Source organism: Prochlorococcus sp. MIT2304, from assembly GCF_059772405.1.
On sequence record NZ_CM186286.1, the window covers coordinates 1,338,280 to 1,354,363 of the forward strand.

The window sequence follows — 16,084 nt, forward strand, 5'->3', positions numbered from 1 at the left end:
TTTGGTAGAACCTTAGGCTACTTGCCAAGAATAACTTTCATTTACGATAGATTTTGATTGTTCAATGTTTTCATGTCGTTTAGTTTGAGCCCATTGTAGAAGTCTTAAAGCCAGACGTATATCACCTTCTGTCCATGCTCTTATAGCCATTGAACGCCTTGGATCGTAAAAACGTTGTTTTCTATACCATTCAAAAGCATTATTGTCTGTTTTGCTTCCGTTGCAAGATAAGCAAGCTGGTACACAATTTTCAGTAATACTTAATCCACCTTTGCTTTGCGGTAAAACATGATCTATTGATTCTGAATTTTTCCCACAATATATACATCGGTTCCCAGTAAATTCATGTAGTGATTTTCGCCATCTTCTATCACGTAGTTTTGGGCAGAGATCTTCTAAGAAAACCGCGTCCCTGTTGTGCATACGTATTAATTAATTATTTTAATTTTGCCTTGATAGAGCAATAAGTCAATGTATCGAAAATAGCTATTTTAAAGTTTATAAGATTTATTATTTAATCGCGAAAGATTTATTCCTTATTTTTTGTCTTAATACACAAAATAAACTAATCAGTAATTATATCGATCAATATATTTCCCTTTAGGATTTTTTTCTGTGGTGTTGATTGATGTAGTTGATCCTTTTGGTAAGTTTTTATCATTATTAACTCCCATGGAGCTAGATTCTCCTGTATATAGATCGCCTAAATAATTAATACAATCTTCATATTTTACAGGATTTTGAACTACTTGTTCAACAATTAATGAGGCAGCTTGCTTGGGCGATGTTTTGAATAAACCTTGTTTTTTGCTTTTTATAAATTCATAGGCTGCTTCCCAGCTTGGTTCATGTGTGTTGCCCCCATTCCTCATAAAGCAATATATGTCTGCTCCGTTTGTTACTGCTCCATTAACTTTTAATCCTAAAGTAGTACTGCAGATTAAACAAATTATTGAAATTGGTAAGAAATTTCGCTTTATCCCAATTGGCATGATTTTAAAAAGATTATCAATCTTAAATTATCTATTTTTCTCTCTTCTGTCGAGCTTTATTTCATAATATCGTTTTTGCGTTATTCATTAAATTTATTGTTTTTAAAAATGATAATGATTTTATTTAAAATTTCGTGAATTAAATATTGTGCTTATGATATCAATTATATTTTAAAGATGACTATGATAACTATCTTTTGATATGATTATTTAAATATTATTCGTTATTAAGTACTGAAATTGTTTTAGCAATACCGTTACCAATTGGTACGTTTAATTTGCCTATTTTATTAAGAGTGCTTTCTAAAGCTGATATCACACTAATAATGTCTCTGTCATTGACAAATCCTAAGTGACCAATCCTAAAGATTTTTCCTTTCAAATGGTCTTGTCCTCCAGCAAGGAGTATGTCGAAGTCATTTTTTATTACTTGCCTTATAGTTTCTGCATCTATATTCTCAGGTTTAACAGCTGTTATTGCTGGGCTTCCAAAACTTTCTTTTGTTAATAAGTTTAAACCCATGGCTTTTATTCCTTCTTGAGTTGCTTTTTGATGCCGAGCGTGGCGGGTGAAGATATTATTTAGGCCTTCTTTTTGCATCATTGTGAGTGATGCCTCCAAAGCAAAATATAAATTTATTGCAGGAGTAAATGGATTACTATTTTTATTTGCAGTTTTTAAATATTGTTTTAAATCTAAATAAAATTTAGGTAAATTTGATTGACTATTTGCGACCCATGCTCTTTTGCTCATGGCAACAAAACTGAGACCCGGTGGAATCATATAACCTTTTTGAGAACCCGAGGCTATTACATCAATTCCCCATTCATCCATTGGAATATTACATGCACCAAGGCTTGTTACACAATCAGCAATAGTAATAGCTTTACCATGATTTTTTACCTCATTATTAATTGATTTAAGATCATTAATTACTCCTGTTGAAGTTTCTGAGTGAGTTATAATTACAGCTTTAATTTTTTTATTTGTGTCTTCTTCGAGAAGTCTTTTGAATTGATTTGGATCAAGAGGTTCTCCCCAATCAGCTTTTACAATTTTTACATCTAGATCATATGCTTTTGCAACCTTTACCCATCTTTCACCAAATTTTCCATTATCTCCACAGATGACTTGATCACCTTTGCTTAATGTATTAATTATTCCTGCCTCCATTGCAGCTGTACCACTTCCAGTAATTGTAAGAACGTCTGCTTTTGTTTGATGAAGCCATTTGAGTTGCTCAGTTGTTTTTTGAACAATTTTTTGAAAATCTCCACTTCTATGACCGATGGGGTGCTTACTCATAGAACTCAAAACATTTTCTGGTACCGGTGTTGGTCCAGGGATCATTAGATTGAGTTTGTCTTGCATTTACTTATTTAAATCTAGATTATTATTAGTTTAAAAAACTATTTATGGAATTTCTTTTATCGTCAGCTCTTCCAATAATTTGAATGAATTTACGCTTCCAGTTTGGGTAGTTGCGGCTGCAAAGTCTGCAACGAATGTTCTTATTGGCAATAAATTTAAAGAGACTGAAAGAATTGATTTGCCAAATCAAGAAGAATCAATTGTGGTGCCTATTTGTTCTTCCGCTGTACTTGATAATGGTAAGAAATCTTTAGCAATTAGTCATTGTCAATCAGGACTGCCTTTGGACATCACAAGAGGAGTAGAAATTTGGGCTTTTATTCAATTCAGTAAAGTAAGTTTTAAATCTGGGAAAAGAGTTGAGGATGGATTTCCTGATTGGCTTGATTTTCATCCCGGTTTTGGAGTAGGCAAATTTCAATCATCTGGCCTTCCATGCATATCTAATTTTGCACGTGATTTGCTGTGTATAAATCTTTATCCCCTTTTGCCCAAAGGTAATTCAATAAAAGTAGAAATCGTTTTACCTCAAGGTAAAGATCGTGCTTTGAAGACGAGTAATGAAGCATTTGGAGTAGTAGATGGGTTGTCCCTCATCGGCACACAGGCTGAGGCTCAAATCAGTTCATCTCCAGATCAGCTGAAGCAATGCAAAGATATTCTGCATGACAAATGTTCTAAACCATCATTTAATGGATTTCTAGCTTTTGTGATTGGTGAAAATGGAATGGATCTAGCACTAAAATTTGGACTTCCAGCCAATCAAATTATCAAAACGGGTAATTGGGTAGGACCTCTTCTTGTTGCTGCTGCAGAAAATGGTGTAAAGAAACTTTTATTATTTGGATATCATGGAAAATTAGTAAAACTTTCTGGTGGTGTTTTTCATACACATCATCATCTCGCTGATGGAAGAATTGAAATTCTCACGTCACTGGCAGTTAGAGAAGCTATTTCTTTTGATTTGATTAGGTCTCTAAGTCAATCAACGTCAGTGGAAAATGCCTTATTAACCCTTGAAGAAAAAAGCCTAGAAGCGGTATCTTTGGTTTGGGGTAGAATGGCTGAAGAGGTTGAAATTAAAAGTCGGGGCTTTATAAATAGGTATATGTCTTCTTCGATGCGGGTAGGGTGTGTACTATTTGATCGTAAAAGACAAATTCGTTGGGCCGGTTTGGACGGTTTAAAACAAATAAATTCTTTAGGGTTAATGCTGAATAAATAGGCATGTATAGGCATATCCCTTTAATTTTTATTAATCTATTTGATAAGAATATTTTATAAGGATTTATTAGGTTGATATGGCTTCAAAGATTTCAGATGAGAATCGTAATCCAGCAATCGTAATTCTCGATTTTGGTTCTCAATATTCAGAATTAATTGCTCGAAGGATTAGAGAGACAGAGGTTTACTCACTAGTTATGAGTTACACCACATCTGCTGCCCAATTACGTTCTCTTCAGCCAAAAGGCATTATTTTAAGCGGTGGCCCTGGGTCAGTTTATCAAGAAGATGCGCCATATTGCGACCAAGAGATTTTTAATTTAGGTATTCCTGTACTTGGGGTTTGTTACGGAATGCAATTAATGGTTCATCAGTTAGGAGGATCTGTAAAACCTGCTACTGGTAAAGCTGAATATGGAAAGGCACCTTTAGAAGTTGATGATTCAACAGCTTTATTAACTAATGTCATAAGTGGATCCACAATGTGGATGAGTCATGGGGATTCAGTTCAGCAATTACCCCAGGGATTTGTCAGATTAGCTCATACTTCCAATACTTTAGAAGCAGCAATTGCTTTTCACGAAAAGAGGTTTTATGGAGTGCAATTCCACCCTGAAGTTGTTCATTCTACACATGGAATGGTTTTATTAAGAAATTTTGTATACCATATTTGTTCATGTGAGCCAGATTGGACGACAAATTTATTTATAGATGAAGCTGTTTCTCAAGTTCAACAACAGGTAGGTGATAAAAAAGTTTTATTGGCTCTATCGGGTGGTGTTGACTCATCAACTCTTGCATTTTTATTAAACAAAGCAATAGGACATCAATTGACGTGCATGTTTATTGATCAAGGTTTTATGAGAAAAGGTGAGCCAGAGTTTTTAATGTCTTTATTTGATGAAAAGTTCAAAATTAATGTTGAATACATAAATGCCAGAGAAAGATTTATTTCAAAATTAAAAGGAGTAACTGATCCTGAGCAAAAGCGTAAAATTATAGGTACAGAATTTATTAGGGTTTTTGAAGAGGAGAGTCTTCGTTTGGGCCCTTTTGATTACTTGGCTCAAGGCACTCTATATCCAGATGTAATAGAGAGTTCTGGAACAAATATTGATCCTAAAACTGGTGAACGAATAGCTGTTAAAATTAAAAGTCATCATAACGTAGGAGGCTTGCCAAAAGATTTACAATTTAAATTGGTAGAGCCTTTGAGACGTTTATTCAAAGATGAAGTTAGAAAAGTTGGTAAATCATTGGGATTGCCAAATGAAATTGTTCGGAGACATCCATTCCCTGGCCCAGGGTTGGCTATAAGAATTTTAGGAGAGGTTACTCATGAGAAATTAAATTGTTTAAGGGATGCAGATTTAATTGTGAGAGAGGAGATTAATAATGCTGGTTTGTACAACGAGATATGGCAAGCTTTTGCTGTTTTATTGCCTGTTTATTCAGTTGGAGTAATGGGAGATCAAAGAACTTATGCATGGCCAATTGTTGTGCGTTGTGTTTCCAGTGAAGATGGAATGACTGCTGATTGGTCTCGCATACCATATGAAATTTTAGAGAAAATTTCTAACCGTATAGTTAACGAAGTTGAAGGAGTTAATAGAGTTGTTTTGGATATAACAAGCAAGCCTCCAGGAACTATTGAGTGGGAATGACTTGTCTACTAAAAGGTAGATATAGTCTAAAAAATAGAGTTTGTCACAAGTTCACTTCCTGAAATTAGTTGACGAAATAACAGGGATCTAACACCTTGCGTTTGTCACGGGTTTGTTTTGTGACTTGTTAGCGTCTTCATGAAGAAATCGTAGAAAGATGGTTTTCTTTACAAAATCACAAATGAGATGCTTTGTGAGGATTCATGTAGTCATTTTAGAAACCCAGAACTGATACATTCCTCTGAAGGTGTTGGTATGTTTTTCTTCAAACTTTGCCCAGTTTTGTAAGTTCGTTTGTTTTTTATCTTCTGGGAAATATTGCTCATAGAGAGATTTAACTGGTTTTGGAAGCAAGAATCCAAGAAACTCTAATTCATTAGATTTGAGAGTTTCTTGTAGTTGGTTAATGGTGAATCTATGTTCTTGTGCGTGAAAGCAAAGATCCCGGCAGCATGAAAGTGTATAAAAATCAGTCCTCTTTGAGAGAGAATTTAGTTCTGGTGTTTTACCTGAAAATACAGTATCTCTGAAATCACGAATATCATCTTCGCTTGGTTGAAGTTTTTTGCTGGAAATATAATTCCTTGCTTTAACAATATCTTGTCTTGCTAGTTCGCTATATAAACCTAGTTTAAGAAAACCATTATCTTTTAAACTACCTAACAGTGTTTTTAATCCTTGTAAGGGATTATTCATATGGTGTAAAACTCCTCCACATTCAATAATGTCAAATTTCATTTCTAGCAAACTAACTTCTAATATATCCATTTGCATGAGTTCAATATTATCAATACCAAATTCATTTATTTTCCTTTGAGCATACGCAAGACTAGATAAACTTAAATCTATAGAAGTTATTTGAGCATTTTTATATTTCTGTACTTGTAAAATTTGCTGACCTGTTCCACATCCAGCAACGAGAACTTTTAATTGCCTATTACCCACATTATGATTTATATAATTTGGATTGATTTCATTATTAATTATTTGCATAATAGATGTCTTTTGACTTTCTGAATAATTTCCATATCTCCATCTAGGATATGGGTTCTCTTCATACTGAGATTTTACTTTTTGAGAAACGTGATTATTAATTGACCCTAGTTTTTTGATATTTTGTGATAATTCAATTTCTTTTAGAGGTTCTGTTAGTTGAAATTCTATTAGATCTTTTAAACTTTGATTGGAAGAATTAAAAGATTTTAAGGTTGGTATTTGCTTAAGCAGTTTATATAGTGGAAAATAACAAGATAAAATCGCAATATTTCTTTCATTTAATTGATTATCTTGACATCGTTTGATGATAATATTTAGAAAGTCTTTTTCTTCTTTAGTTAATGAGTAAACATATTCATTAAAAAAACATTGTTCTCCCAAAGCAATAATAAACTGTAATTCAGAATAATTAATAGTCTCTATATTTTTAGCAATACGATAGCATATATTTCTTCTTACTTCGGTTAGCACTTTCTCTAATTTGAGATCACAAAAGATAATCTTTTTAAGGGAATTAATTATGACTTTATTTTTGAAAATTAATTCTATTTTTGGAAAGTCTGAATCTATTTGTTTTAGAATACTGATTATTTCATTGCTATATACGAAGTTAAATGCTCTTATTAGTTCTCTATGAGGTACATCATTTCTCTCTAGAAGAATACTTAATATTTTTCTTAATTTAGATTTGTTTAATTGGGATGGATCTGAATCCTTTATTAATCTAGTTATTGACGGATAAATATTAGGTAGTGTTGGATTAAGTTCAATTGATTTTAGATAAGAATCAAATGCTTCTTGTAAGTTACCAATATCTTTCAATATCTTTCCAAGAATATAATGAGAGTTTGCGAAATTCGGATTGAGTTCAATTGCTTTGCGAGTTGATATTTCTGCTTCTTGTAATTTTCCAAGATCTCTCAATATGATTCCAAGATTGGAATGCGCCATTGCGTAATCAGGTTTAATTTCAATTGCTTTGCGAGTTGATATTTCTGCTTCTTGTAATTTTCCAAGATCTCTCAATAAGTTTCCTAGATTAGAATGCGCCATTGCGTAATCAGGTTTAATTTCAATTGCTTTTCGGTATGACAATTCTGCCTCTTGTAATTTGTCAAGATTTATCAATATGTTCCCCAGATTGTAATGCGCTATTGTGAAATCAGATTTAATTTCAATTGCTTTTCGGCATAACAATTCTGCGTCTTTGAATTTACGAAGACTTTGTAAGATTAATCCATAATTAGAAAACATTCTGTGATCTTTAAAACCTTGACTTATGAAATATTGATAATATTTTGTTGCTTCGGAAATGTTTCCTTGTGAATGAAACTTAATTGCTTGATTAATTATTTTTTCTTTTGAAGGTTTAGAAGAAGTATTGGTGTTAACAGTAAAATTTTCTTTGATTCTCTCTAACTCACATGGAACTGTAAATGTTTTTACTTCGGCAATGTTCTTCTTTTCTTCATCTTCTTGATTAGAACTATTCATTTTCTCTTTTTTATTTTTACTATTTTACTATTAATTACAACTCTTGTTCATTCTTTCTGAAATAATTTACTTGTTATAGAGGGAGATTGAGTGCAATTTTTAGTTAATTTTCTATGATTTTTGATAAAATCAACTCATAGATTAGTTCTTATTCTTTTCATTCCTAGACATTGTCAGTTTGTTATGGGTTTGTCACGATCAAATAATCCTTGAGAATCCAGTTATATCTTTATTCTTTTTGCTAGGAACTCTTGAGTGGGAATAGTTCAGGGCAGTAAAACGTTGTCAGTCACACAAAAACTCACTTCACCGTGACTTCACCGCAAGTTTGAGGTGAGGGAGTCACAAGGGTTTTCAAGTAGTCACTTCACTTTCACTTCACCTTGTCACCTTCTCTATGGAGCAATCATAGAAAGTTTGTTTTCTATACAGTTGGTAGTCTTATTTTGATTTCTAAGAAATTGTTGTTTATCTATGAGTTCTCTACAGATAATAAAAATCTGTAGATCAACCAAAACCAGTCATATCAGTAAATAGAGTTTTATTTTCTGCTGATTCAGAAAAACCTAAAAGAACTTCATGCCTCTGTTCAACTCCATTGTTCAAGTTGCCAACCCAGTAGTCATAACCACCTTGATCTAATTCTCGATTTAAAACATTCAGGTATAAGTTTTGAACATACTTCTCATGTGTGATGTTTGCTCCATAACGTTCTTTAAATTCAGCAGAGGCAAGAAAAGAAGATGAGACTGCTCGTTCATCATCAATACCAGAACTAAAATTACCAATCCAATACTTCAAACCATCAGCATCAGGGAATCTTGCAAAGGCAGCGTTGTAGAGACGGAACATTTTGCCTGAGTCTGTATTTAATCCTGTGACTTGATCAAACACTCCTTTAATATCGGAAATTAGATTGGTTTGTTGATCAGTGAATTTCAGATTTTCTATTCCTGTAATTTCATCAATAGTAGTTGTTCCTTCTTTTAATTTAATGCCATATCCATTATCTATTTTATAGAAATTATAATCTCGAAAATTAGATTCAAATATTCTTGGTTGCTCTACTCCCCAAACTTCTTGCAATGCTTGTATGTCTATATCTTGATACCAAAGGGAATAAGTTCCTGTTCTAGTCCCATATGCCATTACAGTATCTTCAGTTTTAGTTGTATTTACATCTCCGTAGACATCTCCATCATTTGCTTCAAAAGGATGCTCTAAAGTTAGTAAATGTGCGATTTCATGTATAAGTGAGTTTTTATGAAAATTATTTGAATTGTCTATTGATGATATTTGCAGTGCTGTTTCTAGAGATGCATCATATTTTTTAAATCTATCAAAATTCTCATTATTACTGGTGAAAGAACCCCATGAATACATTGAAGATGCTGCACCATATGACCCAGAACTCATGCCAGGTAAATCTTCATTTGTGTGGACGACTTTTAACATTGCATCTTTAAAATTATCAACTTTCTTAAAAGTAATATTTAAGAGTCTATCTAATTTCCATATTTGCTCCTCAATCCAATTTTTCAAATTATCAGATATGGATACAGCATTTATTGGTAAATATCCTTTTGTTTGATGTCCCCAAGTCGTAGAACTACCTTCACCATCTACAAAGAAAGTTACTTCATTATTGTTTTTTTTGATTGCATCAATAGTGTATGAGTAATAAGTTGCACTAGAAATGATGTGCTTGGTTTCCAGATTTGCCATCAAAAATAATTCTTTTTTCTTTGAGATCTATATTTAATCTAGATCTTCTATATATGCTAAATAAAATACCGGACTCTTGCCATTGAGTTTTGGGAATGCTCTTTAATGAGACCTCACCGTGCAATTATTAAAGAAATAAACTCTTTCTGTGACTGCGTTTTAGTACCCCATATATGGTAGGAACTATTGAGTGGGAATAGTTCAGGGCAGTAAAACGTAGTCAGTCACTCAAAAACTCACTTCACCGTGACTTCGCCTTCACTTCACCGTGTCACCTTGTCACCTTCTCTACGGAGAAATCGTAGAAAGATTATTTTCTCTATACTCGTTGTTTTAATGTCTCTGATTTAGTTGTTAAAAATCTATGAACGACTTCTCTACGTAATGAGAAATTCTTTGTATCAAAAAAATTCATTTTTTTCTATTACTAAATCGACTAATTGTTTTTTATTGAGTTTGGAAATTTTGTCTATGCCAACCAGCATTGCCCTCAATTCGCTATTGGTCTTTTGCATCAGTAACGATTTCTGATCAACAAATATTCCTTTCTTTAGGATCGAAAGAAGAGTTGAGAAGGCATCAAAAATTGCCATTGAAGCGATGATGCAAAACATCATCACAGAATCAGCAGTGGTAAGTAAATTCATTGGTTTTGAGGAAATAATTTTAGTTTGTTATGCAACTTCTGGACACCATCCAATTTGTAATACTTTCTTCTTTTGCCAATTCAGGCAACGCTTTGTGAGATGTTCACCTTGAGGGATAAGACGTTGGTGAAGTGGACAAGTCAAAAGAGTAACGCATGATTTATCGCACGTATAAGTGAAGTGTTCACATGTAAGACAAACTGAACTTCCTCTGGACTTCACCAGTTCCTGATTAGTGAAATAACTCCACTCATTTGGATGCTCAAGTGCTTCAACTGGAGCAACAACTTTTGGCGTTTTAATTCGATCCATCTTGGTTCTCCTTGTGAGAAGAGGCAAAAAAAGCACGATGATCCCTTCGTGCTTCCTTTGTCGGTTTAGTGATGGGGATAACACTAATACAAACGTACTATATTTGTCTATTAGGTCAAGTCACCTATTTTTTCCATTAAAGAAGGGAGCGAGATTTTGGTCGCTCCCTTTGAGTCAAGCACTCAACTGACTGAACTAAATTTCCATCCTTTATTTAACTTTGACCCACAGAAGGTGCTGTGACTCCTAATTTATTAATAACAAATCCAGATCAGGTGAACATGAGAAAAAACTCCTGTTTAACCAACCACCCAATAATCTTTGTGTTTTCTGAGAATGAGTTTGAGAAGATCGAGAATCATCATTTTTACCTCAATATTTCAACTGAAAGTAATAAGGAATTAGATGAGGAAGTGTTCCAAGTGAGATTAAAAGTACAGAAAACCAAAGAAAGATTGATGAAAGAGTATTCGACCCATTAGATCTGAAACTACGTGTTGCTTGCATGATTAGACCTCCATTGAATTTAATGTTTTTTAGTAATTCATTGAGCAGTTGCCAAACTGCAAACATTCATTCTCGTAATCGACCGCATCAAAATCAGTTTCATAATTCGAAACCAGATCGCACCAATCGTTCCCTTGCATAGGAACTCCACAAGATTTTGAGAATGTTTCCTTTACGTCTTCGATTGCATGTTTAAAAGGATTACCGCATGACATGGCTTGACCTCCTAATAGTGCCTTGATTTATATCTACTCCTATTGATTGAAAATATCTATAGGACAAAAACCCTAAAGTATTAACTCTGATTACCGCACAAAGAAAGCCTCCTGAAACTAATCAGGGGTTTGGGTTGTTCCGACCATTGCAGAGACTGCATGAAAGCTGACTCTGTCTACATCATGAGGGTGAGATGCCTCCTTAGAGTCAATGCACATTTCTCCCTTTTTTAATATCTTTGAGAGTGCGATGACTCTTGATTTATGTCTACTCTCCTTATTAGAAAATATCTATAGAGAGAACCCAAATGTAGAAATACTTTGGTGTTCTTACCCATAGCAATTTCTATTTACTAGTAGTAGAACAATCTCAGGAGTCAACGCACTTCTTTAGGTCTGGAGTGATGGACTCAAAGGGGGGCGACCAAAATCTCGCCTCCTTACTACTTTTGGGGTATATCTATGACAAGAAAAAGACATAAGATCTGGACAGTAATTATTGCAACTAAGCAATGGATCACCAAGCTTTTCACAAGTGATGCAGATACTTTAGTTGATGACTTCGGAAATAATCCACCATCAGAGATAGGAACTCAATCTTATTCAGAAGATATCAACGATAAAGGAAATTGATTTCATTTATTTAAATTGCTTTAAAAAAGGGACCCTGCTGCTTCAGCGACCTTGAGTCCCTCTCTTCATTTACAGAACTAATTTTGGTAAGGAGTTGTTCTGCTTTTCCTTTTCTAATCAATTACGTAAAGGTTCTGCATCCGAAAAAATTCCTAATTAGATATCGTCTTTACTGTTTCCGAATGGGTGATATCTGATATCAAAAATTAAAACTAATGCTGTGCTAAAAAGCAGTAATCCGAAAACAACTTGGGGAGGTGGAAATATCATTAAATCATTCTAGAAAAGGCACAAAAAAACCGCCCAGTTCTGTTAGAGCGGTTTCTTTGTGAGATCAAGCGCAAGTGTTTCCTTGTTTCCACTGCGGAGGATCTCAACTCCTCACAAATTCAACTTAATCAGCGTCACGAAAAGATAAATGCTGAGTATTCGAGTTCTTCAACTGTCACATGTGCCAATTTTCTACAATCAATTATTAAAAAAGCACATTACTTACGCGAAGTCGAGTGCCTTTTTACAACAGAACTAGTGTGAGGAGTTGGTCTTTTTTTTCTACTCTTTTCTGCACCTTTTGTCACCAAGAAAAGACAAACTGATGAGCCCCTGCAAAAAAGGAACAAGAACATATGAATAGATTTACAGTTCAAAAGATGTTGAAAGAGAAGGAGTGGCAGCATGACTAAAAAAAATAATTATGCAGGTGGATTATCTAATTACATTGTTTTGAAGGAAGAGAAGGAAGTTATTTTTTATTTGAATAACCCCTATCCAGACTGCTTGGAAATTCCAGCAATCATGAAGGCACGCTTCCCTGAGGATTAAAAGAGCATAGTTGTCAGTTCATTAGAAGAGTTTAAAAAATATAGAGGGAAAGCATGAGCACCAAATGGGATGACATCTCATGGCAAGAAGAGTTCTTAGAAATGAAGACACATAAACCTGAAGTAGTGAGACTACTAATGGAACATCCAAGAGGATTCCGAGATGCATGGCAACTTGGTGCACTTCATGAGGAATACAAGAGATTGAAGAAGACATATGAGCAACTAAAACTGCAAAAAGAACAAGAGGAAGAACAGCAATGAGAGAACAAATAGCTTGGGAGCAAGAACTGCTTGATTCAGCAAACTTCAATGGCAAGCAAGAAAAGATATTGAAGCATAGTCAAAAGTTTTTAACTGATAGTTGGTTATTAGGTACGTTGTATACCCGTTGAAAAAAGATGAAAGAATATAGAGAACCTCCTACTCATAATTGTCAGAGTTCATTACTTGAATCGGAAAAGCTACTTGCAAAAAAAGAGTTTTATGTCCTTATTGATGACGATGTTTTCTATCAAGATTGGTAATGAGGTTTCAAGTCACGATGATCGATAAGGAGGAGAAGACTTTTGAAGAAACAATGGTTGCAGGAAATATGGACGAAGCAAAAAAGATTGCAAAATAAAGTAACCCAGAAGCAAAAAAAGTTTCTGCTAACTGGGTTTATAAGTGATTTATTTATACGGTTTATGAGTCCACACTTTTCCTTTGGATAAACGTTCTACGTGCGTTCCACGTGGTATATTCTGTTTTATAAGCTTTGTCGGTGACTGCGTTTTGGTACCACATATATGGTTGGAACTATTGAGTAGGAATAATTCGTCTATAAAATAGTAGTTATAGTCTAAAAAATACACTTCACCGTGGGATATTTTGAGCATCTTCATAGAGGAATCGTACATAGTTTGTTTTCTCCACACTTGAGCTTTTATTTCTAAGGTCTAGTTCCTACTAATTTATTAACGACTTCTCTACAAATTTTCCATACGCAGTATTTAAAAAGGTACAAAAAGGCCTGTTCGAAAGGAGATTTTTTTGAAGATAAGTCGCAAGTGTTTCCTTACTCTAATTTTTTTAATCATCAAAATAAGAGCATGTATAGTTTACTAATTCTAAAACCTCTAAACAAAATGAAGAATTTTTGGGGACATTAAAATCCATACCCTCTGTTATTAATATCCAATCTTGATCATCTGCAATTTTGACATTTAGTTTTCCAGAATGGATTTGCATGAGTTCTCTTGACGCAGTTTTAAATTCATATCCACCCTCCAACATCACTCCTAATGTTTTTTTTGAACCATCTTTTAAAAAGATGTTCCGACTAATAACTTTACCTTCAAAATAAATATTTGCTAATTTATCAACATCTACATTTTGATAGTTATCCATTTAGAAATTCCTGAATCTAATTTTCTAATCACTAATCATAATCTATAGATGTTGAATTTCATTTATGCACTTGTTATCCCATTACTGATCTTGGCATTGCTTTATCTATTCATCATTGAAAATAATGGTCTACCAGATTGGATGGAACGAATCTCAAGAAATAGTGGTTCCGTTTGGACTTATGGAATTATTGGGATCGCTCTCGTAGGAATTTTTAGATATCTGATTCGATGACTAAGCAGCAGCATCATTAATTTGATGTTCCATTAGTTCCCAACCTTGAGTTAAGAGTTCATGCCAAGTTTCAATAGCAGATTCGAGATCAATTCTTCTTGTATTTCTTAATTTGGTTGGAGTGCCATCTTCAAGGCAATACCAGAGTTGTGTATACACTCTAGGGAATGCCATTTCGGATTTTGGATCACGAATAAAGAACATATAGAATTCACTAGTAGGTGATACCAACCATCCTGCTGGAGTTGGGATGGCTTCTCTGATTGGTTGATTAATAATTCTATCTTTAATTCGAGGCATCAAAAAGCACCTTGCTCACTGGTATTACGCAGGTGCTTTATGAGCCAGGACTGCTTGCGCGAGGAATATTTTAGTACAGATATACTATTAAGATTATTTGGAGTCGTCAAATGATTTGTATTAACAAAGGGGGCGAGATTTTGGTCGCCCCCTTTAAGTTCAGCGCTTGTGTAATGGTCGATCAGAGCAAAGTGAGTTAAAACAAAGTTAGTCAGCATGAACTGATGATGGATAGTAAAGAGTATGATTGGATTTTTGTTTATAAGATTCGTGATTCAGGTGATGTGATTTATAAAGTCACTATTGCATCGCAACGAAAAGAAGATGCAGTTGAAATATTTAAGAGAGAACATCCAGATGGCTTGATCTGTAGTGGTATCAGAAGAGGTGACTTTAAATTGATACCATTCAAGGAACTATCTTCATGTGATCCTTGGGAAGAGATTGCTTCGTAAGTGATATTCAAATCATGGCAAATCATTTACCAAAGAAAAAGCAATAGATCTAATGGTCTTGTTGAGTGCAACTGACGTAAATTCAGAAAAGAGAATTGGAGAGGTTTTTGCAACTCTTTATCGCAGTCAGAATTTCAGATTGAGTGGGACGAGTATTGGAAAACTTAAACACATAAAATAAGGGATGAGACTTAAGTCACCCCTTTTTTGTTGATAGGTTATTTAGTTGAAAAACCTTTTACTTAACGACTAGTTTCCACCATTGCAGAAGCGAACTGCATCGGAAGAACTCTTACCAGTCGCTTGAACCTCATCAACACATTTGTTGAATAGTTCTGATTCTTGTTTCACAGAACAAAAACTCAAGGCTATTGCAGCAAGTGCGACAGCAGAAACAACACTAGAACCTAGTTGAATAATTCCATAAGCAAACATTGCTTTGCTTTTTCCACCGCACTTTTTTTTGTCCTTTTTATTTTCTTCGGTCATTTAAAAACTAGCTAATACTTAATTTTAATTGATGGGTTGGTTAGTAACTCTCAAACATTTGTGGAGATAACCGTTCTATTGATCTGTTTAGGTTTTTGCTTTTTTAAATTTAAACAGATACAAAAAAACCTGCCTAAAGCAGGTTTTTTTGAAGATCAGTCGCAAGTGTTTCCTTGTTTCCACTGCGGAGGATCTCAACTCCTCACAAGTACAACTTAATCAACGTTATGAAAAGAGGGATGTTGAGTATTTGAGTTCTTCAACTGTCACATCTGCCAATTCTTTCAAACCAACCATTAAAAAAGCACCCTACTTACGCCAAGTCGAGTGCCTTTTTACAACAGAACTATTGTGTGAGGAGTTGTTCTGCTATCTCTTTTCTACTCCTGTCTGCACCTTTTGTCACTAGGGCAAGACAAACTGATGAGAACCTGCAAAATAGGAACAAGAGCAAAGGATCTAAGAATAAGTGGACGGTTAAATAAAAATCTCACTTCTTAGATAGAAACTTATATGCCCCATATCCACCTACACCAACAATTGCCAATGAAAGCTATGCTCTAACGATAAAGAGTTTATTGCATGAAGAAGGGGGCCAGATTTTGGTCGCCC

19 protein-coding genes are annotated in these 16,084 nt (G+C 34.2%); 8 read left to right on the forward strand and 11 right to left on the reverse strand.

Features of this window, described 5'->3' with window-relative positions; translation table 11 throughout:
* Nucleotides 1-12: 12 nt before the first annotated feature.
* The 3 genes from AC6EIY_RS07720 to AC6EIY_RS07730 all read right to left on the reverse strand — a co-directional run bounded on the left by AC6EIY_RS07720 (nucleotide 13) and on the right by AC6EIY_RS07730 (nucleotide 2,364).
* Nucleotides 13-423, reverse strand: a complete 411-nt coding sequence (locus AC6EIY_RS07720) for an HNH endonuclease (protein ID WP_498506359.1) — start codon at nucleotides 421-423, stop codon at nucleotides 13-15.
* Between the two features lie 146 nt (nucleotides 424-569).
* Nucleotides 570-992 (reverse strand): DUF6554 family protein, encoded by a 423-nt coding sequence (locus tag AC6EIY_RS07725; protein ID WP_498506360.1) that lies wholly within the window; start codon nucleotides 990-992, stop codon nucleotides 570-572.
* A gap of 217 nt (nucleotides 993-1,209) precedes the next feature.
* Nucleotides 1,210-2,364: a pyridoxal-phosphate-dependent aminotransferase family protein gene (locus tag AC6EIY_RS07730; protein WP_498506361.1), complete on the reverse strand. Its 1,155-nt coding sequence runs from the start codon at nucleotides 2,362-2,364 to the stop codon at nucleotides 1,210-1,212.
* 79 nt (nucleotides 2,365-2,443) lie between these two features.
* Between AC6EIY_RS07730 and cbiD the strand changes: the two genes are divergently transcribed.
* Nucleotides 2,444-3,589: a cobalt-precorrin-5B (C(1))-methyltransferase CbiD gene (gene cbiD, locus AC6EIY_RS07735; protein WP_498506362.1), complete on the forward strand. Its 1,146-nt coding sequence runs from the start codon at nucleotides 2,444-2,446 to the stop codon at nucleotides 3,587-3,589.
* 76 nt (nucleotides 3,590-3,665) lie between these two features.
* Nucleotides 3,666-5,252 carry a glutamine-hydrolyzing GMP synthase gene (gene guaA, locus AC6EIY_RS07740; protein ID WP_498506363.1) on the forward strand — a complete coding sequence of 529 codons (1,587 nt, stop codon included), beginning with the start codon at nucleotides 3,666-3,668 and terminating at the stop codon, nucleotides 5,250-5,252.
* Between the two features lie 201 nt (nucleotides 5,253-5,453).
* On the opposite strand, the gene AC6EIY_RS07745 is transcribed toward guaA, so the two are convergent.
* From AC6EIY_RS07745 to AC6EIY_RS07765, 5 genes are all read right to left on the reverse strand, one after another.
* The gene (locus tag AC6EIY_RS07745) at nucleotides 5,454-7,742 is read right to left on the reverse strand and encodes a tetratricopeptide repeat protein (RefSeq protein ID WP_498506364.1); all 2,289 of its coding nucleotides are present in this window, start codon (nucleotides 7,740-7,742) and stop codon (nucleotides 5,454-5,456) included.
* 507 nt (nucleotides 7,743-8,249) lie between these two features.
* Nucleotides 8,250-9,467 carry a DUF4214 domain-containing protein gene (locus tag AC6EIY_RS07750; protein ID WP_498506365.1) on the reverse strand — a complete coding sequence of 406 codons (1,218 nt, stop codon included), beginning with the start codon at nucleotides 9,465-9,467 and terminating at the stop codon, nucleotides 8,250-8,252.
* 401 nt (nucleotides 9,468-9,868) lie between these two features.
* The gene (locus AC6EIY_RS07755; RefSeq protein ID WP_498506366.1) at nucleotides 9,869-10,114 is read right to left on the reverse strand and encodes a hypothetical protein; all 246 of its coding nucleotides are present in this window, start codon (nucleotides 10,112-10,114) and stop codon (nucleotides 9,869-9,871) included.
* Between the two features lie 27 nt (nucleotides 10,115-10,141).
* Nucleotides 10,142-10,426 (reverse strand): galactose oxidase, encoded by a 285-nt coding sequence (locus tag AC6EIY_RS07760; protein WP_498506367.1) that lies wholly within the window; start codon nucleotides 10,424-10,426, stop codon nucleotides 10,142-10,144.
* 536 nt (nucleotides 10,427-10,962) lie between these two features.
* Nucleotides 10,963-11,148: a hypothetical protein gene (locus AC6EIY_RS07765; RefSeq protein ID WP_498506368.1), complete on the reverse strand. Its 186-nt coding sequence runs from the start codon at nucleotides 11,146-11,148 to the stop codon at nucleotides 10,963-10,965.
* Nucleotides 11,149-11,610: 462 nt separating this feature from the next.
* Here AC6EIY_RS07765 and AC6EIY_RS07770 point away from each other — a divergent pair, with 462 nt between their 5' ends.
* The 4 genes from AC6EIY_RS07770 (at nucleotide 11,611) to AC6EIY_RS07785 (ending at nucleotide 13,129) form a co-directional block, all read left to right on the forward strand.
* On the forward strand, nucleotides 11,611-11,781 hold the full coding sequence (locus tag AC6EIY_RS07770) for a hypothetical protein (protein ID WP_498506369.1): 171 nt from the start codon (nucleotides 11,611-11,613) through the stop codon (nucleotides 11,779-11,781).
* A gap of 675 nt (nucleotides 11,782-12,456) precedes the next feature.
* The gene (locus tag AC6EIY_RS07775) at nucleotides 12,457-12,603 is read left to right on the forward strand and encodes a hypothetical protein (RefSeq protein ID WP_498506370.1); all 147 of its coding nucleotides are present in this window, start codon (nucleotides 12,457-12,459) and stop codon (nucleotides 12,601-12,603) included.
* Nucleotides 12,604-12,656: 53 nt separating this feature from the next.
* Nucleotides 12,657-12,866, forward strand: coding sequence for a hypothetical protein (locus AC6EIY_RS07780; RefSeq protein ID WP_498506371.1), 210 nt, complete (start codon nucleotides 12,657-12,659; stop codon nucleotides 12,864-12,866).
* 137 nt (nucleotides 12,867-13,003) lie between these two features.
* Entirely contained in the window at nucleotides 13,004-13,129 is a 126-nt protein-coding gene (locus AC6EIY_RS07785) for a hypothetical protein (protein ID WP_498506372.1), read from the forward strand.
* A gap of 547 nt (nucleotides 13,130-13,676) precedes the next feature.
* Here the strand turns inward: AC6EIY_RS07785 and ppnP are convergent.
* Entirely contained in the window at nucleotides 13,677-13,994 is a 318-nt protein-coding gene (ppnP, locus tag AC6EIY_RS07790; RefSeq protein ID WP_498506373.1) for a pyrimidine/purine nucleoside phosphorylase, read from the reverse strand.
* Between the two features lie 48 nt (nucleotides 13,995-14,042).
* Between ppnP and AC6EIY_RS07795 the strand changes: the two genes are divergently transcribed.
* Nucleotides 14,043-14,228, forward strand: a complete 186-nt coding sequence (locus tag AC6EIY_RS07795; RefSeq protein WP_498506374.1) for a hypothetical protein — start codon at nucleotides 14,043-14,045, stop codon at nucleotides 14,226-14,228.
* On the opposite strand, the gene AC6EIY_RS07800 is transcribed toward AC6EIY_RS07795, so the two are convergent.
* Nucleotides 14,229-14,528, reverse strand: coding sequence for a DUF1651 domain-containing protein (locus AC6EIY_RS07800; RefSeq protein ID WP_498506375.1), 300 nt, complete (start codon nucleotides 14,526-14,528; stop codon nucleotides 14,229-14,231). It lies immediately after the preceding gene.
* Between the two features lie 224 nt (nucleotides 14,529-14,752).
* Here AC6EIY_RS07800 and AC6EIY_RS07805 point away from each other — a divergent pair, with 224 nt between their 5' ends.
* On the forward strand, nucleotides 14,753-14,983 hold the full coding sequence (locus AC6EIY_RS07805) for a hypothetical protein (protein WP_498506376.1): 231 nt from the start codon (nucleotides 14,753-14,755) through the stop codon (nucleotides 14,981-14,983).
* A 249-nt stretch (nucleotides 14,984-15,232) separates the two neighbouring features.
* On the opposite strand, the gene AC6EIY_RS07810 is transcribed toward AC6EIY_RS07805, so the two are convergent.
* Complete coding sequence (locus AC6EIY_RS07810) at nucleotides 15,233-15,472, reverse strand: hypothetical protein (RefSeq protein ID WP_498506377.1); 240 nt, start codon at nucleotides 15,470-15,472, stop codon at nucleotides 15,233-15,235.
* Nucleotides 15,473-16,084: the final 612 nt, after the last annotated feature.